This window comes from Kitasatospora sp. NPDC094019 (assembly GCF_044764505.1).
Classification (GTDB): domain Bacteria; phylum Actinomycetota; class Actinomycetes; order Streptomycetales; family Streptomycetaceae; genus Kitasatospora.
Genome location: NZ_JBIWIF010000001.1, coordinates 389,123 through 414,860, shown reverse-complemented (window position 1 = coordinate 414,860; position 25,738 = coordinate 389,123). Strand labels below are relative to the sequence as shown.

General features: G+C 73.7%; 20 protein-coding genes and 1 pseudogene. 15 read left to right on the top strand and 6 right to left on the bottom strand.

Annotated features, from left to right (window positions below):
• Nucleotides 1-6: 6 nt before the first annotated feature.
• The 5 genes from lspA to ACIQ9P_RS01920 all read left to right on the top strand — a co-directional run bounded on the left by lspA (nt 7) and on the right by ACIQ9P_RS01920 (nt 6,049).
• A complete protein-coding gene (gene lspA, locus ACIQ9P_RS01940) occupies nt 7-735 on the top strand; it encodes a signal peptidase II (RefSeq protein WP_402349818.1) in 729 nt (242 codons plus the stop codon).
• 81 nt (nt 736-816) lie between these two features.
• Nucleotides 817-1,755, top strand: a complete 939-nt coding sequence (locus ACIQ9P_RS01935; RefSeq protein WP_402348123.1) for an RluA family pseudouridine synthase — start codon at nt 817-819, stop codon at nt 1,753-1,755.
• Between the two features lie 11 nt (nt 1,756-1,766).
• On the top strand, nt 1,767-2,228 hold the full coding sequence (locus ACIQ9P_RS01930) for a GNAT family N-acetyltransferase (protein ID WP_402348119.1): 462 nt from the start codon (nt 1,767-1,769) through the stop codon (nt 2,226-2,228).
• A 141-nt stretch (nt 2,229-2,369) separates the two neighbouring features.
• Nucleotides 2,370-5,186, top strand: coding sequence for an alpha/beta fold hydrolase (locus tag ACIQ9P_RS01925; RefSeq protein WP_402348116.1), 2,817 nt, complete (start codon nt 2,370-2,372; stop codon nt 5,184-5,186).
• Nucleotides 5,183-6,049, top strand: coding sequence for an ABC transporter permease (locus ACIQ9P_RS01920; protein WP_402348113.1), 867 nt, complete (start codon nt 5,183-5,185; stop codon nt 6,047-6,049). Before ACIQ9P_RS01925 ends, ACIQ9P_RS01920 begins: the two co-directional genes overlap by 4 nt.
• 70 nt (nt 6,050-6,119) lie before the next feature.
• Here ACIQ9P_RS01920 and ACIQ9P_RS01915 read toward each other — a convergent pair whose 3' ends face one another.
• On the bottom strand, nt 6,120-7,754 hold the full coding sequence (locus ACIQ9P_RS01915) for an alkaline phosphatase D family protein (protein ID WP_402349815.1): 1,635 nt from the start codon (nt 7,752-7,754) through the stop codon (nt 6,120-6,122).
• A gap of 193 nt (nt 7,755-7,947) precedes the next feature.
• On the opposite strand from ACIQ9P_RS01915, the gene ACIQ9P_RS01910 reads away from it, so the two are divergent.
• The 3 genes and pseudogenes from ACIQ9P_RS01910 to ACIQ9P_RS01900 all read left to right on the top strand — a co-directional run bounded on the left by ACIQ9P_RS01910 (nt 7,948) and on the right by ACIQ9P_RS01900 (nt 10,280).
• Nucleotides 7,948-8,532 carry a dienelactone hydrolase family protein gene (locus ACIQ9P_RS01910; protein WP_402348110.1) on the top strand — a complete coding sequence of 195 codons (585 nt, stop codon included), beginning with the start codon at nt 7,948-7,950 and terminating at the stop codon, nt 8,530-8,532.
• An 852-nt stretch (nt 8,533-9,384) separates the two neighbouring features.
• Nucleotides 9,385-9,546: pseudogene (locus ACIQ9P_RS01905) on the top strand (DUF397 domain-containing protein); the annotation flags it as partial.
• A gap of 86 nt (nt 9,547-9,632) precedes the next feature.
• The gene (locus ACIQ9P_RS01900; RefSeq protein ID WP_402348107.1) at nt 9,633-10,280 is read left to right on the top strand and encodes a hypothetical protein; all 648 of its coding nucleotides are present in this window, start codon (nt 9,633-9,635) and stop codon (nt 10,278-10,280) included.
• A gap of 7 nt (nt 10,281-10,287) precedes the next feature.
• Here ACIQ9P_RS01900 and ACIQ9P_RS01895 read toward each other — a convergent pair whose 3' ends face one another.
• Nucleotides 10,288-11,616 (bottom strand): DUF2252 domain-containing protein, encoded by a 1,329-nt coding sequence (locus ACIQ9P_RS01895; protein WP_402348104.1) that lies wholly within the window; start codon nt 11,614-11,616, stop codon nt 10,288-10,290.
• A gap of 191 nt (nt 11,617-11,807) precedes the next feature.
• Here ACIQ9P_RS01895 and dnaE point away from each other — a divergent pair, with 191 nt between their 5' ends.
• Nucleotides 11,808-15,365 carry a DNA polymerase III subunit alpha gene (dnaE, locus tag ACIQ9P_RS01890; protein WP_402348101.1) on the top strand — a complete coding sequence of 1,186 codons (3,558 nt, stop codon included), beginning with the start codon at nt 11,808-11,810 and terminating at the stop codon, nt 15,363-15,365.
• Nucleotides 15,366-15,406: 41 nt separating this feature from the next.
• Here the strand turns inward: dnaE and ACIQ9P_RS01885 are convergent, their stop codons facing one another.
• A complete protein-coding gene (locus tag ACIQ9P_RS01885; protein WP_402348098.1) occupies nt 15,407-16,294 on the bottom strand; it encodes a LysR substrate-binding domain-containing protein in 888 nt (295 codons plus the stop codon).
• 72 nt (nt 16,295-16,366) lie between these two features.
• On the opposite strand from ACIQ9P_RS01885, the gene ACIQ9P_RS01880 reads away from it, so the two are divergent.
• From ACIQ9P_RS01880 to ACIQ9P_RS01855, 6 genes are all read left to right on the top strand, one after another.
• The gene (locus ACIQ9P_RS01880) at nt 16,367-17,257 is read left to right on the top strand and encodes a dihydrodipicolinate synthase family protein (protein ID WP_402348095.1); all 891 of its coding nucleotides are present in this window, start codon (nt 16,367-16,369) and stop codon (nt 17,255-17,257) included.
• Between the two features lie 96 nt (nt 17,258-17,353).
• Nucleotides 17,354-18,400, top strand: a complete 1,047-nt coding sequence (locus ACIQ9P_RS01875; protein ID WP_402348092.1) for an aspartate-semialdehyde dehydrogenase — start codon at nt 17,354-17,356, stop codon at nt 18,398-18,400.
• A 241-nt stretch (nt 18,401-18,641) separates the two neighbouring features.
• Nucleotides 18,642-19,898 (top strand): NYN domain-containing protein, encoded by a 1,257-nt coding sequence (locus ACIQ9P_RS01870; protein WP_402348089.1) that lies wholly within the window; start codon nt 18,642-18,644, stop codon nt 19,896-19,898.
• A 79-nt stretch (nt 19,899-19,977) separates the two neighbouring features.
• Nucleotides 19,978-20,976: an ABC transporter ATP-binding protein gene (locus ACIQ9P_RS01865; RefSeq protein WP_402348087.1), complete on the top strand. Its 999-nt coding sequence runs from the start codon at nt 19,978-19,980 to the stop codon at nt 20,974-20,976.
• Entirely contained in the window at nt 20,973-21,785 is an 813-nt protein-coding gene (locus ACIQ9P_RS01860) for an ABC transporter permease (protein ID WP_402348084.1), read from the top strand. The genes ACIQ9P_RS01865 and ACIQ9P_RS01860 overlap by 4 nt, the downstream gene beginning before the upstream one ends.
• A gap of 107 nt (nt 21,786-21,892) precedes the next feature.
• Nucleotides 21,893-22,714, top strand: a complete 822-nt coding sequence (locus tag ACIQ9P_RS01855) for a hypothetical protein (RefSeq protein ID WP_402348081.1) — start codon at nt 21,893-21,895, stop codon at nt 22,712-22,714.
• Between the two features lie 31 nt (nt 22,715-22,745).
• Here the strand turns inward: ACIQ9P_RS01855 and ybaK are convergent, their stop codons facing one another.
• The 3 genes from ybaK to ACIQ9P_RS01840 are packed head-to-tail and all read right to left on the bottom strand — an operon-like array spanning nt 22,746 to nt 25,683.
• Nucleotides 22,746-23,240 carry a Cys-tRNA(Pro) deacylase gene (gene ybaK / locus ACIQ9P_RS01850; protein WP_402348078.1) on the bottom strand — a complete coding sequence of 165 codons (495 nt, stop codon included), beginning with the start codon at nt 23,238-23,240 and terminating at the stop codon, nt 22,746-22,748.
• Between the two features lie 43 nt (nt 23,241-23,283).
• Complete coding sequence (locus ACIQ9P_RS01845) at nt 23,284-24,012, bottom strand: LON peptidase substrate-binding domain-containing protein (protein WP_402348075.1); 729 nt, start codon at nt 24,010-24,012, stop codon at nt 23,284-23,286.
• Nucleotides 24,013-24,054: 42 nt separating this feature from the next.
• The gene (locus ACIQ9P_RS01840; RefSeq protein ID WP_402348072.1) at nt 24,055-25,683 is read right to left on the bottom strand and encodes an oxidoreductase; all 1,629 of its coding nucleotides are present in this window, start codon (nt 25,681-25,683) and stop codon (nt 24,055-24,057) included.
• Nucleotides 25,684-25,738 lie beyond the last annotated feature (55 nt).

Genomic DNA, 25,738 nt, shown 5'->3' with positions numbered 1-25,738 from the left:
GAGCGGATCATCAGTACGCAAGGTTCCCCCCAGACGCGGGACGACTCCGTCCCGACGCCCGCCGACGTCGTGGCGCCGGCCCCGACCGGGGACGTGACCGGTCCCGGCGACGGGACCCCGGTCCGGCCCGAAGCCCCCGTCGCCCCCGAGGCGCCGGAGGCCGTCGCGGCACCGGCGCCGAACCCGGTCGAGCCGGCCGGGGCGGAGGAGCCGAAGGGGCGCAGGCGGATCGGCGTGCTCCTGGTCGTCGCGCTGCTCGCCTTCCTGATCGACTTCGGCAGCAAGCTCCTGGTCGTGGCCAGGCTGGAGAACCACTCGGCGATCAAGGTGATCGGCGATGTGGTGACCTTCCAGGTGATCCGCAACTCCGGCGCCGCCTTCGGCATGGGTCAGGCGCTGACCGTCGTCTTCACCATGATCGCCTCGGCCGTCATCGTGGTGATCTGGCGGATCGCCCGGCGGCTGTACAGCCTCCCCTGGGCGATCGCGCTGGGCCTGCTGCTGGGCGGGGCGCTCGGCAACCTGACCGACCGGCTGTTCCGCTCGCCCGGCGTCTTCCGCGGACACGTGGTCGACTTCATCTCGGTCCAGCACTTCGCGGTCTTCAACCTCGCGGACTCGGCGATCGTCTGCGGCGGCATCCTGGTCGTCCTGCTCTCCTTCCGGGGCAGCAACCCGGACGGCACCGTGCACCAGCAGGCGGACAAGGGCGAGCAGGCGGACAAGGGCGAGTAGGGCCGGGCGGGGCCCGGCGGCCCGGGTCCCCTCGGCGGCACGGCGCGGGCCGGGGCCCGCGCGTCCGGCATACTCGTACGGGTGAGTACCGCAGCGCAGACCCGAAGCCTCCCCGTTCCCGACGGCCTGGAGGGCGAACGACTCGACGCCGCCCTCGCCCGGATGTTCGGCTTCTCCCGGACCAAGGCCGCCGAACTGGCCGCCGACGGCAAGGTGACGCTCGACGGCGCCGTCGCCGGGAAGTCGGACCGGGTCACCGCCGGCTCCTGGCTGGAGGTCGAGATCCCGGCCCCCGCCGCGCCGGTGCGGATCGTCGCCGAAGCGGTCGACGGCATGCGCATCGTCCACGACGACGACGACATCGTGCTCGTCGACAAGCCGGTCGGCGTCGCCGCGCACCCGAGCCCGGGCTGGACCGGCCCCACCGTGATCGGCGGGCTGGCCGCGGCCGGCTACCGGATCTCGACCTCCGGCGCCGCCGAGCGCCAGGGCGTCGTGCACCGGCTCGACGTCGGCACCTCCGGGCTGATGGTGGTGGCCAAGTCGGAGCGCGCCTACACCGACCTCAAGCGGCAGTTCCACGACCGGGTGACCGAGAAGAAGTACCACACCCTCGTCCAGGGCCACCCGGACCCGCTCAGCGGCACGGTGGACGCGCCGATCGGCCGCCACCCCAGCTCGGACTGGAAGTGGGCCGTCACCCGCGAGGGCAAGCCGTCCGTCACCCACTACGACCTCATCGAGGCGTACCGGGCCGCCTCGCTGATGGACATCAAGCTGGAGACCGGCCGCACCCACCAGATCCGGGTGCACATGTCCGCCCTGCGCCACCCCTGCGTCGGTGACCTCACCTACGGGGCCGACCCGACCCTCGCCAAGCGGCTCGGGCTGACCCGGCAGTGGCTGCACGCGGTCTCGCTCGGCTTCGAGCACCCGGCGGACGGCGAGTGGGTGCAGTTCTCCAGCGAGTACCCCGCGGACCTGCGGAAGGCGCTGGACATCATCGACTCGGAAAGCTGAGGAGCGCCGGGATGACGGTGACGGTCCGGGTCGCCCGGGGCGCGGCGGACCTCGCGCTGGTGCACGAGGTCCGGCGGGAGGTCTTCATCGTCGAGCAGGGGATCGCCGAGGAGGAGGAGTGGGACGACCTCGATCCCACCTCGGAGCACCTGCTGGCGGTCGGGCCGGAGGGTGAGCCCGTCGGCACGGCGCGGCTGATCTTCGGTGAGCAGGCGCTGGGGATCACCGGCGGGATCGACGGCCGGGTGCTGCTCGGCCGGCTCGCCGTGCTGAAGACGGCCCGGGGGACCGGGCTCGGCGCCGAGCTGGTGCGGGCGGTCGAGGACGCCGGGCGGGCGCGCGGGGCGCGCGAGATGGAGCTGCACGCCCAGGTGCAGGCGCTCGGGTTCTACGAGCGCCTCGGGTACGCGGCGGAGGGACCGGTGTACGACGACGCCGGGATCCCGCACCGGACGATGACCCGGGTGCTGTAGCGCCGGGGCGCCCTCCTCGGCGGGGACGACAGGCAGGGCGGGGCCCCCGGGAGAGCACCCGGGGGCCCCGCGCGTTCAGGGAAGCGGGCGGGCCGGTGTTCTTATCGGACGCCTACTCCGGGGGCGACTACGATCACGCCCATGGAGCTCGGTGGGGCGTGGCGCCGGTGGCGAGGCCGTGGGACGGCCGCCGGACGGAGACTGGTGGCCGGGGCGGTGGCCCTGGTGGCCGTCGTCGCCGTGGGGACCGCCGCGGCTGTCGCGGCCGGCGGTGAACAGGCCGTCCGGCAGGAGGACCGGTTCCTCGCGATGCCCGAGACACCCGGCGGCACGCAGGTCGTCCAGCTCGACACCTCCTTCTTCACCACCGGCGGCGGCCCCCGCCCGGCCGTCCTGCTCGGGCACGGCTTCGGCGGCTCCAAGGAGGGCGAGCGGGACCGCGCCCGCAAGCTCGCCCGGCAGGGGTACGCGGTGCTGACCTGGTCGGCGCGCGGCTTCGGGCGCTCCGGCGGGAAGATCGGGCTGAACGCGCCGGACCGCGAGGTCGAGGACGTCAAGCACCTGGTCGACTGGCTGGCGCAGCGCCCCGAGGTCCGGTTGGACGGGCCCGGCGACCCCCGGGTGGGCATCACCGGCGCCTCCTACGGTGGCGCGGTGGCGTTGCTCGGTGCCGCGTACGATCCCCGGATCGACGCCGTGGCCAGCGCGATCACCTGGTGGAACCTGGCCGACGCGCTGTTCCCGCAGGGGGTGCGCGGCTCGGGCGCCGTCGACGGCGTGTTCAAGAAGCTGTGGTCCGGGATCTTCTTCACCACCGGTTCGGTGGGCGAGCTCGGTCCGTCCGGCGGCGCGGCGCGTCCGGCGCTCGCCCCCGAGCAGGACGGCGGGCAGGTCGGCTGCGGGCGGTTCCTGGACGAGCTGTGCCGGATGTACGACCGGGTGGCGACCGCCGGCCGCGCGGACCCGGAGGCGGTGGCCCTGCTCGACCGGTCCAGCCCCTCCTCGGTCGCGGACCGGCTCAAGGTGCCCACGCTGGTGGTCCAGGGCCAGCAGGACTCGCTGTTCCCGCTCGATCAGGGCGACGCGATCGCCCGCGCGGTGGCCGCCAACGGCGCCCCGGTGGCGGTCGACTGGTTCGCGGGCGGGCACGACGGCGCGACCGACACCAGCGACCGGGTGGACGACCGGGTCACCGGCTGGTTCGACCGCTACCTGAAGGGCGACGGGGGCGCGGCCGACACCGGCGCGGCGTTCCGGGTCACCCGGACCGGTGGGGTCGACTCGACCGGGTTCCAGGCGGTGCTGCGCGGCGCCACCGCCGACAGCTACCCCGGCCTCGGCGGCACCGGCTCGCGGCGGTTCGAGCTGACGGCCCCGGCGGGCGAGCCCGAGCAGGTCTTCGCCAACCCGCCCGGCGGCGCGCCGTCCAACATCTCCGCCGTGCCCGGCCTCGGCGGGCTGCTCGGCCAGGCGTCCGCGCTGGGCGCCGGCCTCGCGCTGGACTTCCCCGGCCAGTTCGCCACCTTCGACTCGGCGCCGCTGGACGCCTCGGTCCACCTGACCGGGCAGCCGACCGTGCCGGTCCGGGTCCGGGCCGACCGGCCGGACGCGGTGCTCTTCGCCAAGCTGTACGACGTCGCCCCCGACGGCAAGCAGAGCCTGCCGCAACAGTTGTCCGCCCCGCTGCGGGTGACCGGGGCGGACGCCCCCGACGGCCGGAGCGTCACCGTGGCGCTGCCCACCGTCGACCACACCTTCGACGCCGGGCACCGGTTGCGGCTGGTGCTGGCCTCCACCGACCTCGCGTACGCCTCACCGGTCGAGCCCGCCACCTACCGGGCGGCCGTCACCGGGCCGGTCACCCTGCCCACGGTCGACGGACTGGTCACCGAGTCGACACCCCTGCCGTCCCGGACCTGGATGCTGCCGCTGGTCGCGCTCGCGCTGGCCGCCGGGCTGGTCCTGGTGCCCCGGCTGCGGGCGGCCCGGGCCGGGCGGCGGGCGCACGGACCCGCGTACGACCCGGCGCTCGCCGGGGTGCCGCTGGTGATCGCCGGTCTGAGCAAGCGCTACAAGGGCGCCGCCGACCGCTACGCCGTGCGCGAGCTGGGCTTCCGGGTCAAACGCGGCCAGGTGCTCGGCCTGCTCGGCCCCAACGGCGCCGGCAAGACCACCACCCTGCGGATGCTGATGGGGCTGATCCGGCCGGACGCCGGGGAGATCCGGGTCTTCGGCCACCTGATCCGGCCCGGGGCGCCCGTGCTCTCCCGGGTCGGCGCCTTCGTCGAGGGCGCGGGCTTCCTGCCGCACCTCACCGGGCGGGCCAATCTGCGCCTCTACTGGCAGGCCACCGGCCGACCGGAGGCGGACGCGCACCTGGACGAGGCGCTGGCGATCGCCGGGCTCGGCGAGGCGCTGGACCGGGCGGTGCGCACCTACTCGCAGGGCATGCGGCAGCGGCTGGCGATCGCCCAGGCCATGCTGGGGCTGCCGGACCTGCTGATCCTCGACGAGCCGACCAACGGGCTCGACCCGCCGCAGATCCGCGAGATGCGCGAGGTGATGATCCGGTACGCGGCGGCCGGGCGGACCGTCATCGTCTCCAGCCACCTGCTGGCCGAGGTCGAGCAGAGCTGCACCGACCTGGTGGTGATGGACCGGGGCCGGCTGGTCACCGCGGGCGCGGTCGCGGAGATCGTCGGCGCGGGCTCGCAGCTGCTGATCGGCACCGGGGCGTACGGCGCGGCGGAGCTGGCGGCGGCGGCCGACAAGGTCGCCGCGATGGACGGCGTCGACGCGGCGGAGGTCGTGGAGGGCGGACTGCTGGTCCGGCTGGACGGTCTGGCGCCGAGCCGGCTGCTGGCCGAGCTGGTGCGGCTCGGGGTGCCGGTGGAGTCGGCCGGGCCGCAGCGCCGGCTGGAGGACGCGTTCCTGTCGCTGATCGGAGGTACGGCGTGAGCGCCGCGGTTGCTGAGGTGTCGGACGACCACGCGGCCGGCTACCGGCCCGGGCGGACGCTGCCGTTCCGGGTCGAGGTGGTCCGCCAGCTGCGGCGGCGCCGCACGATGGTGATCGGCGGGGTCCTGGCCGCGATGCCGCTGGTGGTGCTGGCGGCGTTCGCGGTGGCCGGGACGCCCGGGCGGGCCGACCGGACCACGTTCATCGAGCTCGCGACCTCGTCCGGGCCGAACTTCGCGACCACCATGCTCTTCATGGGCACCGGCTTCATGCTGGTGATCCCGGTCGCGCTGTTCTGCGGCGACACGGTGGCCTCGGAGGCCAGCTGGTCCTCGCTGCGGTACCTGCTGGCCGCGCCGGTGCCGAGGGCGCGGCTGCTGCTGCGCAAGTTCCTGGTCGGGCTGCTGTTCTCGGCGGCGGCCGTGGTGCTGCTGCCGCTGGTCGGGCTGGCGGTCGGCACGGCCGCGTACGGCTGGGGCGACCTGCGGCTGCCGGCCGGGGCGAGTCTGACCGCGGGCGAGGCGCTGCCCCGGCTGGCGGTCGCGGTGGCCTTCGTGTTCCTCAGCGAGGTGGTGATCGCGGCGCTGGCGTTCTGGCTCTCGACCGCGACGGACGCGCCGCTGGGGGCGGTCGGCGGGGCGGTGTTCGCCTCGATCGTCGCCGGGGTGCTGGACGCCATCACCGCCCTCGGCGACCTGCGGGCCTGGCTGCCGGCGCACTGGCAGTGGGCGTGGGCGGACGCGCTGCAGCCGCGGATGGAGTGGGGCGGGATGGTGCAGGGGGTCTCGCTGTCGCTGTCCTACGCGGTGGTGCTGCTGGCGCTGGCGTTCCGGGGCTTCGCGCGCAAGGACGTGGTGTCGTAGCGGGCCTCCGGGGCGCCGGACCCGCCCGCCGGGGGACGGCGGGCGGGTCCGGGGTCCGTCGGTGCCGGGACTACTTGACGGGGGAGTAGACCCGCTCGACCTGCTGGCTGCCGGACCTGGTGCGGTAGGAGCGCGACCACTTGGTGGTGGCGTCCTTGCGGGTCCGGTCGGAGAGGACGTAGTAGTCCATCTGGGTCTGCGCCGGGGTGACCTCCAGGACGCCGTAGCCGTGGGAGTCGAGGTCGACCCACTGGACGTGGCGGTTGGCGGCCTTGATCGCGGCGGCGGCGACCAGGGAGAGGGTCTGCGGCGCGACCTTGAGGAAGTCGTCGATGTTGTCCGAGGTGACCGAGGTGACCACGAACTCGGTGGCGACACTGCCCGAGGCCGGGTAGGTGGCGGCCTCGTTCGGGACGTCCGAGGCCCAGGCGGAGTGGATGTCGCCGGTCAGGAAGACGGTGTTGGTGATGCCGTTCGACTTCAGGTGGCCGAGCAGCTCGCGGCGGTCGTGGGTGTAGCCGTCCCACTGGTCGGTGTTGATCGCCAGGCCCTCGCCGGGCAGACCGAGCAGCTTGGCCAGCGGGCGCAGCAGGTAGTCCGGCAGCGAGAAGAGGGCGACCGGGGAGATCATCACCTCGTTGCCGATCAGGCGCCAGGCGGTGTCGGAGGAGGCGAGACCGGCCTTGAGCCAGTCCATCTGGGCGCGGCCGGTGAGGGTGCGGTCGGCCGAGTCGACGTCGCCGTTGCCGACCTTGACCTGCTGGGAGCGGAACGAGCGCTGGTCCATCAGGTGCAGGTCGGCCAGCTTGCCGTAGCGCAGGCGGCGATAGGTGGTGCCGGCGATGGACGGGCGGACCGGCATCCACTCGAAGTACGCCTGCTTGGCGGCGGCCATGCGGGCCGACCAGTCGCCCTCGGTGCCCGGGGTGTGGTTCTCGGCGCCGCCGGACCAGGCGTCGTTGGCGAACTCGTGGTCGTCCCAGATCGCGATGGTCGGGACCTGGGCGTGCAGCGCCTGGAGGTCCTCGTCCGTCTTGTAGCGGCCGTGCCGGGTGCGGTAGTCGGCGAGGCTGAGGATCTCGTGGGCGGGGGCGTGCGGGCGGACCACGGAGCCGCGGGCGCAGAACTCGCCGCTCTTGTACTCGTAGATGTAGTCGCCGAGGAAGAGGAAGGCGTCGAGGTCGCCGCGGGCCGCCAGGTGGCGGTACGCGGAGAAGTAACCGGCCTCCCAGTTGGCGCAGGAGGCGACGCCGAAGCGGAGCCGGTCGAGGGCGGCGTCGGCGGCAGGGGTGGTGCGGGTGCGGCCGACGGGGGAGACGGTCGCGCCTGCGGTGAAGCGGTACCAGTAGGCGGTGTCCGGGGCGAGGGCGCGGACGTCGACCTTGACGGTGTGGTCGGTGGCGGCGTCGCTGGTGACGGTGCCGCTCGCGGCGATCCGGGCGAAGCCCTTGTCGGCGGCGATCTCCCAGCGGACCTCGGTGCCGGCGCCCAGGCCGGAGCCGGGCACGGCCTCGGGGGCCGGGGTGACCCGGGTCCAGAGCAGGATGCCGTCGGGCAGGGGGTCGCCCGAGGCGACGCCGTGGAGGAACTGCGGGGCGGTGGCGGCCTGGGCGGCGGCGCCGAGGGCGAGCGGCAGGGCGGCGGCGCCCGCGACGACGGCGGTGGCCTTGAGCACCTGGCGTCGGAGGGGGCGGGCGGCGGTCATGTCATTGACAAGGTCAGTCACGGCGGACAGGCTACCGGCGGGTAATGCGCGGTTCCATATGCTGAACTGACTGTTCGTCGTCGCTTCACCGCGACGTGGCGTCCCGCCACTTCTCCGGGTGGGCGCGGTCACCCGGCGGACATGCGCGATGATGGGAGGCTGTTCCGGCCCCCGTTGCAAGGAAGTCCCGCCCGTGGCACACGTCCTGCTCCTCCACTCCGTGTACGGCCTGCGCCCCGCCGTCCAGGCTGCCGCCGACCGGCTGCGCGCCGTCGGGCACACCGTGCACACCCCCGACCTCTTCGAAGGGCGGACCTTCGACGACGTCGAGGAGGCCATGGCGTTCAAGGAGGAGGTCGGCAGCGACGAACTCCTGCGCCGCGCCGTCGGGGTCGCCGCTCCGCTGCTGGGTTCCGGAACGCCGCTCGTCTACGCCGGCTTCTCGCTCGGCGGCTCGCTGGCCCAGAACCTGGCGCTCGCCGACGAGAAGGCCCTCGGCCTGTTGCTCCTGCACGGCACCTCGGACATCCGCGAGGACGCGGCCACCGGGATCCCGGTCCAGCTGCACGTGGCCGAGCCGGACCCGTTCGAGTCGGAGGACTGGCTGAACGCCTGGTACCTGGGCATGCGCAAGGCCGGCGCGGACGTGGAGGTGCACCGCTACCGCGGCGCCGGCCACCTCTTCACCGACCCGGAGCTGCCCGACTACGACGCCGAGGCGGCGGAGCAGACCTGGGCGGTCGCCCTGGACTTCCTGGCGGAGCTGGACGCCGCGTAGTCCGTTGTGCCTGTTGCGCAGGAAGTCGGCCCGGCCGAGCCGGCCGGCTGACTTCCTGATCTAAGAGTTCTGTTCCGGTGGCCCCTTGCTGTCCGCAAGGGGCTAACCGGGGAAGTACGAGCCAGCGGTGGGTGGGGTTGATTCGCCCGGCTTGGCGCCTGCTGTCCCTCGCTCGAACCGAGCGAGGGACAGCCGCTCATATCCGGCCGTTCCCCGGTGAGGTCGAGGGGCAGGAGGAGTAGGAAGTCGACGAGGTCGACTTCCTACTCCTGGGGCACATCGTGAAAGCCGAATCCGGTGGCTCCCTTGCGCGTGGCAAGGGAGCCACCGGGGCCGAGCTGCGTCACCGGGGGCGTGAGAAGTCGGAACGGCCGACTTCCCACGCGCAGCCGGTTGTTCCGAGGTGCACAGCCGGGATCGGAGTGGGAAGTCGCCGGTCCCGACTTCTCACTCCGAGGGGGGTCCTTCCTGGTGGCTCCTTGCTGGTTGCAATGGGTCACCGCTGGGGTGCGGCTTCGGCGGTCAGTGGGGCTGTGGGTTGTCGGGGTCGGTCGGGTGGGGGTCCAGGTGTGTTCGGTGGTGCCGTCGGGGTGGGTGTGGGTTTCCCAGTGGCCGTGGCGGGTGATCGGGGGTGGGGGCGGGCCGATCCTGAGGGCGGTGACGACGCCGGTGATCACGGTGGCGATGGCGAGGGCGAGGAGGACGGCGAGGGCGGTGCCGACGAGGAAGGCGGTCACTGCCGGGCCGTTTCCCGCATGAGTTCGAGGAGGTTGAGGAGGGTGGAGACGGGGGCGTCGCCGAAGTTCACGAGGAGGCGGCCGTCGATGGTGGGCTCCGAGACGGAAGTCCAGCTACTCGGGTTCGAGTAATGCATGTGTCGAGGTCCGCGAGGTGTCCGGGCTGGTCGAGCTGCGTGAGTCCGATCAAGGCGATCTCTTTCTTCGCACGACTCGCGCAACTTTCACGTACCTCCTCGACTCCATCAAGGTCGGCGAATTGGACCGCCACGCCTGACCGCAGCTGCCCCCTCGCCGATCCGGGCGAGGGGGCAGCTGCGCACTTCTCTGTTCGGTGCGGAGTGGGAAGTGGAGGATGGGGGTGTGACGAGGATGAGTGACGGGCGGTACGCGCCGGCGGGGTCGTTGATCGGGATGGTGCAGCGGGGGCGGGGGCTCGGCGCGCGGATGGTCGAAGAGGATCCGCGGGGGACGGCCGAGGTGGTCGAGGCGTGCGCGCGGTGGGACTGGCGGTGGGACGACGCGGACCAGCGGGCGGTGTACCTGGCGCGCTTGGGGTGCGGGGCCGGGGTGCCGGTGGAGGCGGCCGGGCGGCGGCACGAAGAGGATGCGGAGGTGGAGGGGGACCTCGGGGCGCTGGTGGAGCGGCTGGAGCGGGAGTGGGTGGAGAAGCTGTGGTGCGGGCCGGCGCTCACCGCGCGGGCTCTGGCGGGATTCGGGGGCGAGGCCCGGGGCGCCGTGTCGCTGCTGCGGCGGTTCTGGCTGTGGACACCCCACTCGCACGAGCGGGTGGGGTACCTGGAGGCGCTGGCGGCCATCGATCCGGCGGGGCTGGGCGGGATCTACGAGGAGTGCCTCTGGGACTGCGAGGACGCCGCGCGGTTGATGGGGGTCGAGCGGGCTCCGGACGGGGCGGGGGTGCGGAAGAGGTTGGGGTACCTGGCGGCGGACGGGCTGGAGACGGCGGAGGTCAGGGCCGCCGCCTCGGCGAGGCTGGCGGCCCTGACCTGAGCGGGGCCTACAGGCCCGGTATGCGGCCGTTGCGGTAGAGGTCGACGAAGAGCTGGTGGTCGGCGCGGGCCTGGGCACCGTACGCGTGGGCGAAGTCGACGAGCATCGCCGTGAAGCCCGCCTCGTCGCGGCCGATGGCCTCGTGGATGGCGTGCTCGGTGGAGAACGGGACCAGGGTGTGGCCGCTGGACGACTCGTCCGCCGCCGCGTGCATGGTGGCGGTGGCGCGGCCCAGGTAGCGGGTGACGGCCAGCAGGTCGGGGAGCTCGTTGAGGTCCCGCCAGTCGAGGTCGGTCGCGTACGGGGACACCTCGGCGACCAGCTGGCCGCGGCCGCGCAGCGTGGTGTACCCGAGCCACGGGTCGCTGTGGGCCTGGAGGGCGCGCTGGGAGATGACCGTGCGGTGGCCCTCGTGCTCGAAGTAGCCGGCGATGGCGGGGTCGTCGACGTGACGTGACACGGCCGGGGTCTGGCCCTGCTTCATGTAGATGATCACATCGTTCTCCAGGGCGTCGGTGTGCCCTTCGAGGAGGACGTTGTAGGACGGGAGGCCCGCCGAGCCGATGCCGATGCCCCGGCGGCCGACCACGTCCTTGACCCGCAGGGCGGTGGGGCTGACCCGGGCGGAGGGCGGCAGGGTGGCGAGGTACCGCTCGAAGGCGGTCAGGACCTCGGCCTTGGTGTCCTCGTCCAGTGCGAACGCGCCGCCGCCGAGGCGGAAGCGGCGGTCGTAGTCCTCGACCACGGTGTCGCCGTCGAGCAGGGACACCCGGGTCTGCAGCCGGGCCTTCCGGAGCGTGTCGAGGATCGGGCCGGTGGCGGTGTCCAGGGTGTAGGGGTCGGCGTCGCCGGAGGTGACGTGGGCGGCGATCCGGGCCCGGTACGCCTCGGCGAAGGCGGTGACCAGTTCGGTGATGGTGGTGTCCGACAGGGCCTTGGCGTAGCCGATCAGGGCGAGTGAGGCGGCGAGCCGCTGGACGTCCCAGGTGAAGGCGCCGACGTACGCCTCGTCGAAGTCGTTGACGTTGAAGACGAGGCGGCCCTCGGCGTTGAGGTAGGTGCCGAAGTTCTCCGCGTGGAGGTCGCCGTGGATCCAGACCCGGCCGGTGCGGTCGTCGAGGAAGGGGTCGGCGAAGGAGGAGAAGGGTGCGGTGGTGAGGTCCGCGTAGTAGAGGGCGGCGGTGCCCCGGTAGAACGCGAACGCGGAGGCCGCCATCTTGCGGAACTTCACCCGGAACGCCGCCGGGTCCTGGGCGAGGAGTTCGCCGAACGCCGTGTCGAAGACGCCGAGGACGGTCTCCGCGCGGTCGGTGGCGGCGGGCGACTGATGGGGCATGGTGGCGGTTCCCTTGCGGTGGGTGGATAAGGGGAGTCGAGGGCCTGAGGGCTAGAGTAGGGAGCGTGAACGCGTGAGTGGCGGTCCGGGTCCGGTCAGCGGCTCGGGCCTTGTTCATTTCTTTCGGGAACCCTCTGTGACCTGCGCGTTCGTCGGCCCATCTGCCAGTACGAGCCTACGGAGGCCCCGCCTTGAGCGATCAGCCGTTCGCGCACCTGCACGTCCACACCGAGTACTCGATGCTGGACGGCGCAGCCCGGCTGAAGCAGATGTTCAAGGAGGTCGAGCGGCTCGGGCAGACCCATGTCGCGATGACCGACCACGGCAACATGTACGGCGCCGCCGAGTTCCACAAGCAGGCCGTCGGCGCGGGCATCACCCCGGTGATCGGCATCGAGGCGTACGTCGCCCCGGAGTCCCGTTCGAACACCAAGCGGATCCTGTGGGGCCAGCCGCACCAGAAGCGGGACGACGTCTCGGCGTCCGGCGCCTACACCCACAAGACGATCTGGGCCCGGAACAAGGAGGGCCTGCACAACCTCTTCAAGCTGACCTCGCGCTCGTACTCCGAGGGCTGGCTGGTGAAGTGGCCGCGGATGGACAAGGAGCTGATCTCCGAGCTGTCCGGCGGCCTGATGGCGACCACCGGCTGTCCGTCCGGTGAGGTGCAGACCCGGCTCCGTCTGGGCCAGTTCGACGAGGCGCTGCGGTCGGCCGCCGAGTACCAGGAGATCTTCGGCAAGGAGAACTACTTCCTGGAGCTGATGGACCACGGCCTCGACATCGAGAAGCGGGTCCGGGACGGGCTGATCGAGATCGGGACCAGGCTCGGCATCCCGCCGGTGGTCACCAACGACTCGCACTACACCACCGAGGCCGACGCCGGCGCCCACGACCTGCTGCTCTGCGTGCAGACCGGCAAGAACCTGTCCGACCCGGACCGGTTCCGGTTCGACGGCACCGGCTACTACATCAAGTCGGCCGCCGAGATGTACGCGCTGGACCAGTCGGACGCCTGGCAGGAGGGCTGCCGCAACAGCCAGCTGCTGGTGGCCTCGCGGGTCGACACCGCGGGCATGTTCGAGTTCCGCAACCTGATGCCGCGCTTCCCGATCCCGGAGGGCTTCGACTCCGAGGCGGCCTTCTTCCGGGCCCAGGTCTGGCAGGGCATGGAGTGGCGCTTCCCGAACGGCTACGACGAGGAGCACCGGAAGCTCGCCGAGTACGAGATGGACACTATCGTCCAGATGGGTTTCCCGGCGTACTTCCTCGTGGTCGCGGACTTCATCATGTGGGCCAAGGGGCAGGGCATCGCGGTGGGCCCCGGCCGCGGTTCGGCGGCCGGCTCGCTGGTCGCGTACGCGATGGGCATCACCGACCTCGACCCGATCCCGCACGGTCTGATCTTCGAGCGCTTCCTCAACCCCGAGCGCGTCTCGATGCCCGATGTCGACATCGACTTCGACGAGCGCCGGCGCGGTGACGTGATCCGGTACGTGACCGAGAAGTGGGGATCCGACAAGGTCGCCATGATCGTCACCTACGGCACCATCAAGGCGAAGGCCGCCATCAAGGACTCCTCGCGGGTCCTGGGCTACCCCTACGCGATGGGTGACCGGATCACCAAGGCGATGCCGCCGGACGTCATGGGCAAGGGCATCCCGCTGTCCGGCATCACCGACAGCGCCCACCCGCGCTACGGCGAGGCGGGCGAGATCCGCGGGCTGTACGAGAACGACCCGGACGTGCGGAAGGTGATCGACACCGCGCGCGGCATCGAGGGCCTGATCCGCCAGCCCGGCGTGCACGCGGCCGGCGTCATCATGTCCGCCGAGCCGCTGACCGACCACATCCCGGTCTGGACCCGGCACACCGACGGCGTCACCATCACCCAGTTCGACTACCCCACCTGCGAGGGCCTCGGCCTTCTCAAGATGGACTTCCTCGGCCTGCGCAACCTGACGATCATGGACGACGCCGTCAAGGCGATCGAGCGCAACAAGGGCGAGAAGATCGAGCTGCTCCAGCTGCCGCTCGACGACAAGCCGACCTACGAGCTGCTGGCCCGGGGCGACACCCTCGGCGTGTTCCAGCTCGACGGCGGCCCGATGCGCTCGCTGCTGCGGCTGATGAAGCCCGACAACTTCGAGGACATCTCCGCCGTACTGGCGCTCTACCGGCCGGGCCCGATGGGCGTCAACTCGCACACCAACTACGCGCTGCGCAAGAACGGCCAGCAGGAGATCACCCCGATCCACCCGGAGCTGGAGCAGCCGCTGGAGGAGGTGCTCCGGCCCACCTACGGCCTGATCGTCTACCAGGAGCAGGTGCAGAAGGCGGCGCAGATCCTGGCCGGCTACTCGCTCGGCCAGGCCGACCTGCTGCGCCGCGCGATGGGCAAGAAGAAGAAGGAGATCCTGGAGGCGGAGTTCGTCCCGTTCCGGAAGGGCTGCCGGGAGCGCGGCTACTCGGACGCGGCGATCCAGGCGGTGTGGGACGTCCTGGTGCCCTTCTCCGGCTACGCGTTCAACAAGGCGCACACGGCGGGGTACGGGCTGGTCTCGTACTGGACGGCGTACCTCAAGGCCAACTACCCGGCCGAGTACATGTCCGGTCTGCTGACCTCGGTCAAGGACGACAAGGACAAGTCGGCGGTCTACCTCAACGAGTGCCGCAAGATGGGCATCAAGGTCCTGCCGCCGGACGTCAACGAGTCGGACTCCGACTTCACGCCGCACGGGGACACCCTGGTCCGGTTCGGCCTGACCGCCATCCGCAATGTCGGCGGGCCGGTCGTGGAGTCGATGATCCGGACCCGGAAGGCGAAGGGGAAGTTCACCTCCTTCCCGGACTTCCTGGACAAGGTGGAGTCGGTGGTCTGCAACAAGCGGACCGTCGAGTCGCTGATCAAGGCCGGTTCCTTCGACTCGCTCGGGCACACCCGCAAGGGCCTGAGCGCCGAGTTCGAGCCGATGATCGACAACGTGGTCGGCATCAAGCGCAAGGAGGCGGAGGGGCAGTTCGACCTCTTCGGCGGCGACGCGACCAGCGACGAGCCGGCCTACGGGCTGGACGTCGTCTTCTCCGAGGAGGAGTGGGAGAAGTCCTTCCTGCTCACCCAGGAGCGGGAGATGCTGGGCCTGTACGTGTCCTCGCACCCGCTGCACGGCATCGAGCACCTGCTCGCGGAGAAGGCGGACTGCGCGGTGGCGGAGCTCGCCGAGCGGCCGGACGGGGCGATCGTCACCATCGGCGGCATCATCTCGGGCCTCCAGCGGAAGATGACCAAGCAGGGCAACGCCTGGGCGATCGCGACGGTCGAGGACCTCGCGGGTTCGATCGACTGCATGTTCTTCCCGGCCAGCTACCAGCTGGTGTCCTCGCAACTGGTCGAGGACGCGGTGGTGTTCGTCCGGGGCAAGCTGGACCGGCGGGAGGACGTCCCGCGGCTGATGGGGATGGAGCTGAACGCCCCCGACCTGTCCAACGCGCACGCCGAGGCGCCGATCGTCATCATCATCCCGGACGGCAAGGTGACGCCGCCGCTGGTGGCGCGGCTCGGCGAGGTGCTGAGCAGCCACCGGGGGACGACCGAGGTCCGGGTCCGGCTGGAGGAGGAGCACCGGACGACGCTGCTCCGGCTGGACCGGCACCGGGTGAAGTCGGACCCGGCGCTGTTCGGCGACCTCAAGCAGCTGCTCGGGCCGAGCTGCCTGGCCGCCAACGGGACGGGCGGCGCGCCGGGCTGACGCCGTCGCGTAGCGGGGGTGCCCGGGCCCGGAAACCCCCGCTACGCGGCGTTGCGCAGCGGGGCCGGGACGGCGCTGTGCAGGGCGGAGACGAAGGCGGAGATCGCCGGGTGGGCCCCGGCGCCGGCGCGGAACGCGGCGCGGGTGCGGCGGTACATCGGCAGCCGGGTGAGGACGACCCCGGGCGGGGGCCGGTCGATGCCGAGGTGGGGGACCAGCGCCACCCCCTGACCGGCCGCCACCAGGGCGAGCACGGTGGCGAAGTCGTCGATCCGGTGCCGGATCCGGGGGGCGAAGCCGGCGCTCTCGCAGGCCCGGACGGCCATGCCGTGGCACAGGGTGCCCGGAGGGGAGACGATCCACGGTTCGGCGCGCTGGTCGGCGACGGTGCCGGGGGCGCGGGCGGCGAGGTACATCGGTTCGCTGAAGACCGGCCGGGTCAGCGCCAGACCGGGCTCCGGGTCGGCCGGAACCAGGTCGTACTCGTGCACCAGCGCGACGTCCAGCTCGCCGGCCCGCAGCGCCGCCGCGACCTCGGCCGGGTCGACCTCGGTGACCATCGGCTCCAGTCCGGGGTGCCAGCCGGCCAGTTCGGCGAGCACGGCCGGGACGATCGCGCGGGCCGCCGACGGGTAGGTGCCGATCCGCAGTGGGCCGGCCAGGCCCTCGCGGGCGTGGGCGAGTTCGGCGCCCGCCTGCTCCAGCCGTTCGAGCACGGCCTCGGCGTGCCGGACCAGGTTGCGTCCGGCGGGGGTGAGGGCGACCCGGCGGCCGGTGCGTTCGAGCAGCGGGACGCCGGCCTCCTTCTCCAGGACGGACAACTGCTGGGACACCGCCGAGGGGCTGAAGCTGAGGGCCTCGGCGACGGCGGCGATGGTGCCGAGGTGGGCGAGTTCGCGCAGCAGGCGCAGGCGTCGGACGTCGAGCATCGGCCCAGCTTACGAGAAGCGTCGGAAACATGAACTGGACCTGGAGGATCGCCCGGCCGCAGGATCGTGGACATGGAACTCAAGGGCATCTTCGTCCCCCTGGTCACCCCGTTCGCGGCCGACGGCTCGGTGGCGCTGGACGCGCTGGAGAAGCTGGCCGGCTCGCTGCTGGACGAGGGCGCGGCCGGACTGGTCGCGCTCGGCACCACCGGCGAGCCGGCCGCGCTGACGCCGGACGAGCGGCAGGCGGTGGCCGAGGTCTGCGCGGAGGTCTGCGCCGCCAGGGGGGTTCCGCTGCTGGTCGGCGCGGGCGGGCCGGGCACCGCCCTCGCCGCCGGGGAGCTGGCCGGGCTGGCCGGGCGGGTGCCGGGCGTGGCGGCCGCGCTGGTCACCGTGCCGTCCTTCGTCCGGCCGGGCGAGGCCGGGACGGTGGCGCACTTCCGGGCGCTGGCCGAGGCCAGTTCGGTGCCGCTGGTCCTCTACCACATCCCCTACCGGACCGGGCAGGAGCTGTCGGGGGCCGCGCTGCTGGAACTGGCCGCGCTGCCCGGCGTGGTGGGCGTGAAGTACGCGACGGGCGGGGTGGACCAGGCGGTGGTGGAGCTGCTGGCCGCCGCCCCGGCCGGGTTCTCGGTGCTGGGCGGGGACGACGCGGTGCTCGCGCCGCTGCTCGCGCTGGGCGCGGACGGCGGTATCCCCGCCTCGGCCCACCTGGCCACCGCGCGGTTCGTCGAGCTGGCCGAGGCGTGGCGGGCCGGGGACGCGGAGCGGGCCCGGGCGCTGGGCCGTCGGCTGGCCGGACTGGCGGTGGCGGCCTTCGCCGCGCCGAACCCGGCGGTGGTGAAGGGGGTGCTGCACGCGCAGGGGCGGATCCCGACACCGGACGTGCGGCTGCCGCTGCTGCCGGCCGGCCCGGCGGAGGTCGAGCGGGTGCTGGAACTCCTCAGTGGTCTGGACCACTGAGGACCACAGGATGGAATACCCGGCCGTCCGGCGCCCGTGACAAGGCATGATGGGCGGAGTGCGGCCGTGAACGGCGACATCAAGAGGAGTAGACGGATGAAGATCGGCATTGTCGGGGCCACCGGTCAGGTCGGCGGCGTGGTCCGCGAGATCCTGGCGCAGCGCGCGGACCTCCCGGGCGGCGTCGGCCCGGTGGAGCAGCTGCGACTGTTCGCCTCGGCCCGCTCGGCCGGCCGCACCCTGCCCTGGCAGGACACCGAGATCACCGTCGAGGACGCGGCCACGGCCGACTACACCGGCCTGGACATCGTGATCTTCTCCGCCGGCGGCTCCACCTCCAAGGAGCTCGCCCCCAGGGCCGCCGCCGCGGGTGCCGTCGTCATCGACAACTCCTCCGCCTGGCGCCGCGACCCCGAGGTCCCGCTGGTCGTCTCCGAGGTCAACCCGCAGGCCGTCGCCGACCGCCCCAAGGGCATCATCGCCAACCCGAACTGCACCACCATGGCGGCCATGCCGGTGCTGCGCCCGCTGCACGACGAGGCCGGCCTCGCCGCCCTGGTCGTCTCCACCTACCAGGCCGTCTCCGGCAGCGGCGTGGCCGGCGTGGCCGAGCTCCAGGACCAGGCCGCCAAGGTCGTCGACGGCGCCGCCGCGCTCGCCCACGACGGGTCCTCGGTCGAGTTCCCCGAGCCCAGGGTCTACAAGCGCCCGATCGCCTTCAACGTCGTCCCGCTGGCCGGCTCGATCGTCGAGGACGGCTCCAACGAGACCGACGAGGAGCAGAAGCTCCGCCACGAGAGCCGCAAGATCCTCGGCATCCCCGAGCTCAAGGTGGCCGGCACCTGCGTGCGCGTCCCGGTCTTCTCCGGCCACTCGCTGCAGATCAACGCCCGCTTCGAGCGCCCGATCAGCCCCGAGCGCGCGGTCGAGCTGCTCACCGGCGCCCCCGGCGTCGAGCTGAGCGAGATCCCGACCCCGCTCCAGGCCGCCGGCCGGGACCCGAGCTACGTCGGCCGGATCCGCGCCGACGAGACGGTCGAGAACGGCCTCTCGCTGTTCATCTCGAACGACAACCTCCGCAAGGGCGCCGCGCTCAACGCCGTCCAGCTGGCGGAGCTGGTCGCCGCCGAGCTCCGGGGCTGACCTGCCGCATCGCGGCGAAGGGCTCCGTCCACGACCGGACGGGGCCCTTCGGCCTGTCGCGGGACAGCGGCGGAGCCCGAGGTTCGGCGGGCGGGTCAGTGGGAAAAGGTGACCCAACGATCGGGCGGCCGCGGGTACCCCCTCACCCCACCCCGCCCGGGCGCCGGGCGGACCGCGCCCACCCCGGCACCGTCGGTCCGGCGGAGCCCCCACCCCGAGGGCGAGCGGAAAGAGGTGCGCGATGGACCGCTGTGTCGTCCTCGTGGATGCCGGATACCTGCTGGGCGCCGCCGCCAGTCTGCTCGCCGGTGACCCGTCCCGCTCCAAGGTCACCGTCGACCACATCGCGTTGATCGCCGCCCTGCGCGAACGCGCCGAGGCCGAGACCGGCCTCCCGCTGCTGCGGATCTACTGGTTCGACGCCGCGCCCGAGCGCCGCCCGATGCCCGAGCACCGGCGGCTGCGCGTCCTGCCCAGGGTCACCGTCCGGCTCGGCGCGCTCACCCGGGCCGAGGGGCGCTGGGTGCAGAAGGGCGTCGACGCCGCGATGCACGCCGAGCTCTCCGAACTCGCCCGCAACCGGGCCTGCGCCGACGTCGTGCTGATCACCGGCGACGGGGACCTGCTGCCCGGCATGATGTCCGCCAAGGAGCACGGCGTCGTCGTCCACCTCTGGGCGCTCCAGGCCGCCGACGGCGACTTCAACCAGTCCGAGGACCTCGTCGGCGAGGCCGACGAACGGCGGGTGCTGGACCGCGAGTGGATCGAAGGATCGTTCAGCCTGCGCGACACCTCCAACGTCTTCCCCGCCCCCGGCGCCCGGCACGAGATCGCCAAGATCCTCGCCGCCCCGCCCGCCGCGCCCGAGCGCCGTCCGCTGCCCGAGCCGGAGCCCGGCCGCCCCGCCGCCGGGACCGCTGCCGCCGCCGCGGTCGCCGCAGGCCCGGCCGTCGACGGACGCCCCCAGCCCGCCGCGGCCGCCGGACTCAAGGTCGTCCCCACCCCCAAGGACCTCGCCGGGCGCACCGCCGACCGGCAGGCCACCGCCACCGCCACCGACCGCCACCCGACCGGCCCGGTGCTGCGCTGGTCCTCCGACCGGGGCTGGATCGAACGGCCCGCCCAGGAGCCCGCCGCCACCGCAGGGGACGGCCTGCCCACCCTCGCCCAGCTCACCACGGCCGAGCAGCGCTGGGCCGACCGCGAGGAGGACATCACCTCCATCGGCGGCGACGCCCACGAGGTCGGCCAGGTCTTCGCCCGCCGCTGGACCACCCGGGCCGGAGACGTCGAACGGCTCACCGCCCTGTGGCCCGACTACCCCCGGATCCCGCACCGGGTCGACGGCGAGCTGCTGCGCTACGCCGCCCGGTTCGGGCTGCTCGCGCACAAGGACGACCAGATCGACGAGCACGACCGGTACGCGATCCGGGCCGGATTCTGGAAGGAGCTCGCCGCCCGCGTCCCCGGCGGCCACCTGGTCGTGGTCGACGACTGACCCCGGCGGGCGACCGGGCGCGGGGCGGAACGGGCCCCGTTGTCCGGTTCGCCGGTTGCACCGCGTAGAGTCTTCGGTCGTGAGCGAGTCGGCCGGGCGGGCACCCCAGGACACCGCGCCGTGCTGCGCCGTACGGGACCTGGTACGGACGTACCGCGCCGGGCGCGGCGGCCGTGCCGAGACGGTACGGGCCAATGACGGCATCACCCTGACCGTTCGGCAGGGGGAGATCTTCGGCCTGCTCGGACCCAACGGCGCGGGCAAGTCCACCCTGGTCCGCCAGCTCACCGGTCTGCTGCGGCCCGACTCCGGCAGCATCGAGATCCTCGGCCACGACGTGGTCCGGCACCCCGAACGGGCCGCCCGGCTGCTCGGCTACCTCGGCCAGGAGTCCACCGCGCTCGACGAGCTGACCGTCGCCCTCGCCGCCGAGACCACCGGACGGCTGCGCGGCCTCGGCCGGGCCGAGGCCCGGGCGGCGACGGACGAGGTGATCACCGAACTGTCCCTGGAACCGCTCGCCCACCGGCCGCTCGCCAAGCTCTCCGGCGGTCAGCGCCGGCTCGCCTGCTTCGCCGCCACCCTGGTCGGCGACCGGCCGCTGCTCGTCCTCGACGAGCCGACCACCGGCATGGACCCGGTCGCCCGGCGGGCCGTCTGGTCGGCGGTCGAACGCCGCCGGGCCGAACGCTCCGCCACGGTGCTGCTGGTCACCCACAACGTGATCGAGGCGGAGACCGTGCTGGACCGGGTCGCCGTCGTCGACGAGGGCCGGGTGATCGCCTGCGACACCCCCGGCGGCCTCAAGGCGCTGGTCGACGGCGACGTCCGGCTCGACCTGGTCTGGCGGGACGAGGCGCCGCTGGGCGTCCCCGCCGTGGCCGCGCTGGCCGAACGGGCCGAGCGCACCGGTCGCCGCTGGACCGTCCGCACCACCCCCGAGCAGGCCCGCGAACTGGTCGCGGCCGTCACCACCGGCCCGGCGTTCGCCGCCCTGGACGACTTCACCCTGGCCACCCCGAGCCTTGAGGACGCGTACCTCAAACTGGGCGGCCGCCACGGAGGACTGGCCAAGTGACGCTGCTCTCGGCACCGCCGCGGACCACCCCGGCCGCGGCCGGCGGACCCGCCCCGCTCGCCCCCGCCGCCCGGCTGCTGCCCGCCCTCGCGGCCGTCTACCGGGCGCAGCTCGCCCGGGCCAAGGTGGCCCGGATCCCGCTGCTGTTCGTGGCCACCTTCCAGTCGCTCGGCATCCTGGTGATGATGCGGGGCGTCGTCGACGCCGGGCAGACCTCGGCCGCCCGGTACGTGGTGGCCGGTTCCAGCGTGCTGGTGGTCGCCTTCGTGGCGCTCAACCTGCTCGCCCAGTACTTCGGACGGCTGCGGGCCAGCGGCGGCCTGGACCACTACGCGACGCTGCCGGTTCCGGCCGCGTCGGTGGTGCTCGGCGCGGCCGCCGCGTTCGCCTCGTTCACCCTGCCGGGGGCGCTGGTCACGGCCGCCGCGGGCGCGGTCATGTTCGGGCTGCCGCTGGGCCAGCTGTGGGTGCTGCTCGCCGTGGTGCCGCTGGCCGGCGCGGCGCTGGCCGGTCTCGGCGCGGCCTGCGGGCTGCTCGCGCCCCGGCAGGAGATCGCCACCATGCTGGGGCAGCTCGGCATGTCGGCGGCGCTGCTGCTCGGGGTGCTGCCGGTCGACCACCTGCCGCAGCCGGTGCTGTGGCTGCGCGACCTGCTGCCGTCCACCTACGCGGTGGAGGCGTTCGCCCGGACCTTCCGGCCCGGCCCCGACTGGGCGGCGGTGGTCGCGGACCTCGGGGTGTGCGCGGGGGTGGGCGTGGTCTCGCTGGCCGTGGCCACCTGGGCCTACCGACGGGCGACCCGGCGCTAGGCCGCGTACGGCCCTGACGGCCCTCCCGCGCGCCGGTGCCCGTCCGGGGCCCGGTGGTTCGGTGGGTGGCCGGGTCGTGGTGGTGGTGAGCGTGAAACGATGGGGGCGTGACCGTACCGAACACACCTCCGGATCCCGCGCGCGCCGACGGCGGCGCCGATGCCGTGGCGGACGCCGTGCCCGCCCCGTACGCCGCCGACCGTGATCCGTACGCCGCGCCCGGACCCGCCTCCGAGCTGTACGGGCTGCCGCCCGGGGTGGACCCGGCGGCCGGGAAGGGCACGGCCGAGCCGCTCGCGCGGCGGCTGCTGCCCGAGCTGCGGGTCGGAGCGGCCACGGTGCTGGCCTGCCTGGTGCTCGGGGTCCTGATGGGCGTGCTGTGGGCCTGGCTGGCGCCCAAGGTGCCGCTGGTGGTGGACGGCAACAAGATCCTCTACGGCGACCCGGAGGGCGAGCAGCGGGCCGGCGCCGACAGCGTCTTCGTCCTGCTCGGCCTGGGGGCGGGCCTCCTGACCGCGCTCGGCGCCTTCCTGCTCACCCGGAAGCGGGGCGGCGGGATCGCGGTGGCGGCCGGGCTGGCCGTCGGCGGACTGCTGGCCTCGGTGGGCGCGTGGGGGCTCGGACGCTGGCTCGGCCCGGGCCGGGACCTCGTCGCCGAGGCGCGGCGGGTCGGCAACGGCGGGCACTTCTCGGCGGACATCGACCTCGGGGCGTACGGCGCGGTGCTGGCCTGGCCGATGGCCGCGATGGTGCTGCTGCTGGCGCTGTCGGCGGCGTTCGGCAAGCGCGAGGAGGACCCGCCGCCGTACTGGGTGCCGGGGCCGCCGGCGCCGGGCGCGGGCCTTCCGGCGGTGCACCCGGTGGACCGGGCCGCCCCGGTCGACCCGCCGCAGGACCAGTGGGAGCGGCGGGACCGGCGGGAGGGCTGAGCCGGCGGGCGGTACCCCCGGCCCCGTCCGGTCAGCGCCCGATGGGGGCGGTCCGGGCCCCGGTCAGGGCGACCAGGTCCGCGGGGGAGAGCTCGACCTCCAGGCCCCGACGGCCCCCGGACACGTAGACGGTGACGTGGTCGAGCGCGCTCCCGTCGACGACCGTGCGCAGCGCCCGGCGCTGGCCCAGCGGGGACACCCCGCCCAGGACGTAGCCGCTGCTGCGCTCGACGGCGGCCGGATCGGCCATCGCGGCGCGCTTGCCGCCCACCGCCGCGGCCAGCGCCTTGAGGTCCAGCCGGCCGGACACCGGGACCACGCCCACCGTGAGCACGCCGTCGACGTCGGCGACCAGGGTCTTGAGGACCCGGGCGGCGGACACCCCCAGCACCTCGGCCGCCTCCTCCCCGTACGAGGCCGCCGCCGGGTCGTGTTCGTAGGTGTGCACGGTGAACGGCACACCGGCGCTCTCCAGGGCGACCGTCGCGGGCGTGCCCCGGCCGCCCTTCCTCGGTTTCGCGGCCACGGGGCCTCCGGTGCTCGGTCGGGTCCGGTTCGGCGGGCCCGGTTCAGTTGGGGCTGAAGGACTGGCGGGTCAGGTTGACGGCGGGCAGCGAGGGCAGCCAGCCCAGCACCGCGCTCTCGCGGCGCAGCAGGTCGAGCTCGGCCCGCAGCCGCTGGGCGTTGTCCGGGCTGGCCAGCAGCCGCTGCTTGAGCGGGACCTCCAGCACGGCGGCCGCCGCGACCAGGTAGGACAGCACCTGCGGGTCGTCCGGCAGCTCCTGCCGGCCGACGGGGCTGGCCTCCCGGGCGCCGGCCAGCCGCCGCTGGTAGGTGCGGAAGGCCCGCTCGACCTCGGCCGCCAGGGCCCCGGAACCCTCGCCGGCGCGCTCCTCGATCGGCTCGGCCTCGCCGACCAGGTAGGGGCCGCCGACGTCGACCGAGCGCAGCCGGAACCGGGTGGTGCCGGTGACCAGCAGTTCGTAGCGGCCGTCCGGCTGGGCCTGGACGGAGGTGACGTCCGCGACGCAGCCGATGTGGTGCAGCGCCTCCAGCGGGTCGCCGGTGGCGGTGCCGAGGCCGTCCAGCGGCCCGGCCGGCCCGTCGTCGGGACGGACCGGGGCGACCTCGCGGCCGTCCTTGATGGCGAGCACGCCGAAGCGGCGCGGCCGGTCCTCGGGCCCGTCCAGCAGATCGGCGACGAGACGGCGGTAGCGTTCCTCGAAGACGTTCAGGGGCATGACCAGGCCCGGGTAGAGCACATTGTTCAGCGGGAAGAGCGGCAGCCGTTCTGTCACGGCGGACAGCGTAGTTCCCCCGACGGCACCGGCGCCTCGGGGTTATCCGCGCTGGAGCATCCGGGTCGCGCCGGCGGCGACGGTGGTGGCCAGCACCCAGCCGACCACGACCAGCCCGGCCGAGACCCACTGGGCGGCCCCGCCGGGGTTCCAGCCGCTCTGGCCCAGGTCGACGACCGGCAGCAGCTGGCCGAGCGCGTACAGCACCGGGTTCCAGTGCGGCCGCTCGTCGGCCTTGAGCGGCTGGAGCTCGTGGGTGGCGAAGTAGAGGCTGCCGAGTGCCCAGGCGAGCAGCAGCCAGAGCGCGGCCCGCCCGGGCCGGAAGCCGTAGCCGACGGTCACGTCCTGGATCCGGCCCCAGATCCGGGCCGGCCGCGGCAGGGTCTGCCGGCGGCGGCGCTGCTTGGCGTAGAGCACCTCGCGGGCGTCGTCGTCGGCTCCGTCGCGGCGCAGCGCGGCGGCGAGCTGCTCGTACGACTCGGGCTGGAACTCCACCGCGGCGCCCTCCAGCCAGGCGATCCGGTCGTGGGCGGAGAACGGCACCGCCGGGCGCAGGCACTCGTAGGTGAAGCCGGTGAGGCCGATCGTGCCGTGCCGCGGCCAGGCGCCGGGGGCGTCGACCAGGTTGCCGACCCGGGCCCGGGACAGCGAGACGCTGCCGCCGGCCGGGAAGCGGCAGGTGAAGCGCAGCTCCGGGGTCTGGATCCGGCGCAGGGTGACCTCGTCGCCCCGGTCGAGGTGGAACTCGGCGTCGGACAGCAGGCAGGCGTTCTCGAACCGGCCGTCGGAGAGCCGGACCTGGCCGAAGGCGCGGAACGGCGTGGTCGGCGAGTCCGGCGGCGGCACCTCGCCGTACCCGGAGCCGTAGTAGGTCTGCGAGCCGTACCAGCCGCCGTCGGCCGATCCGCTCAGGTACAGCGTGTGGCCGACCGTGAGCCGGACGGCGTTGAGGGCGTTGTGGTTGCCCGGGACGGAGTGCAGCTGGGCGCCGCGCAGTGAGAGCCGGCCGCCGATCCGGGCGGTGCGCAGGCTCACCTCGCCGTCGGTGACGAGCCGGTCGGCCTCGCAGTCCTGGTTCACCGCGACGCCGTCGGCGGACAGCGCCCGGCCGAACCGGTCGCCGCCCAGGACGGCCTGGTTGAGCAGCAGGTCGGTGCCGATCCGGGCGTCGGTGAGCCGGACGCCCTGCGGTATTCGGCAGCGGGCCAGGTGCAGATCGCCGGAGGTCACCAGCCGGGACGCCTCCAGCCGGGGGACGAGGCAGTTGATGAAGCGCAGGGTGCCGGCCTCGGCCTCGGACATCAGGATCTTCTGGTCGAACCGGCAGTCGTGGAGTTCGACGTAGTGCCCGATGGTGCCGCCGGCCAGCCGCAGCGGCCCGGTGACCAGCGCGCCGGTCAGCTTCAGCGAGGCGACCCGGCCGGGCACCGGGGCGGGCCCGTCCAGCAGCAGCCGGGACAGCACCTCGGCCCGGACCGTCCGCCCGGAGTCCCAGACGGCCTCGCCGAAGGGGTCGTCCGCGTCGGCCCCGCCGGTGCGCGGCTCGGCGGCCCCGCCGGTGCGCGGACCGGAGGCCGTGCCGGTGCGCAGATCGAGGGTCCGGCCGTGCCGGAACGCCTGCCACAACGCCTGCTCGGTCGCCGTCCAGCCGTCCGGTGCCCGCTCCGCCATGCCGTCCCCCCGTGTCCCCCGGTCGTCTCGCCCTTCGTATCACGGACTGAAATGC

Coding starts and splice junctions, on each gene's coding strand:
- ACIQ9P_RS01875 (WP_402348092.1), top strand. CDS start 17,354: ATGAAGATCGGCATTGTCGGGGCCACCGGTCAGGTCGGCGGCGTGGTC.
- ACIQ9P_RS01925 (WP_402348116.1), top strand. CDS start 2,370: ATGGAGCTCGGTGGGGCGTGGCGCCGGTGGCGAGGCCGTGGGACGGCC.
- ACIQ9P_RS01840 (WP_402348072.1), bottom strand. CDS start 25,683: ATGGCGGAGCGGGCACCGGACGGCTGGACGGCGACCGAGCAGGCGTTG.
- ACIQ9P_RS01895 (WP_402348104.1), bottom strand. CDS start 11,616: ATGCCCCATCAGTCGCCCGCCGCCACCGACCGCGCGGAGACCGTCCTC.
- ACIQ9P_RS01880 (WP_402348095.1), top strand. CDS start 16,367: ATGGAACTCAAGGGCATCTTCGTCCCCCTGGTCACCCCGTTCGCGGCC.
- ACIQ9P_RS01930 (WP_402348119.1), top strand. CDS start 1,767: ATGACGGTGACGGTCCGGGTCGCCCGGGGCGCGGCGGACCTCGCGCTG.
- ACIQ9P_RS01915 (WP_402349815.1), bottom strand. CDS start 7,754: ATGACCGCCGCCCGCCCCCTCCGACGCCAGGTGCTCAAGGCCACCGCC.
- ACIQ9P_RS01870 (WP_402348089.1), top strand. CDS start 18,642: ATGGACCGCTGTGTCGTCCTCGTGGATGCCGGATACCTGCTGGGCGCC.
- ACIQ9P_RS01885 (WP_402348098.1), bottom strand. CDS start 16,294: ATGCTCGACGTCCGACGCCTGCGCCTGCTGCGCGAACTCGCCCACCTC.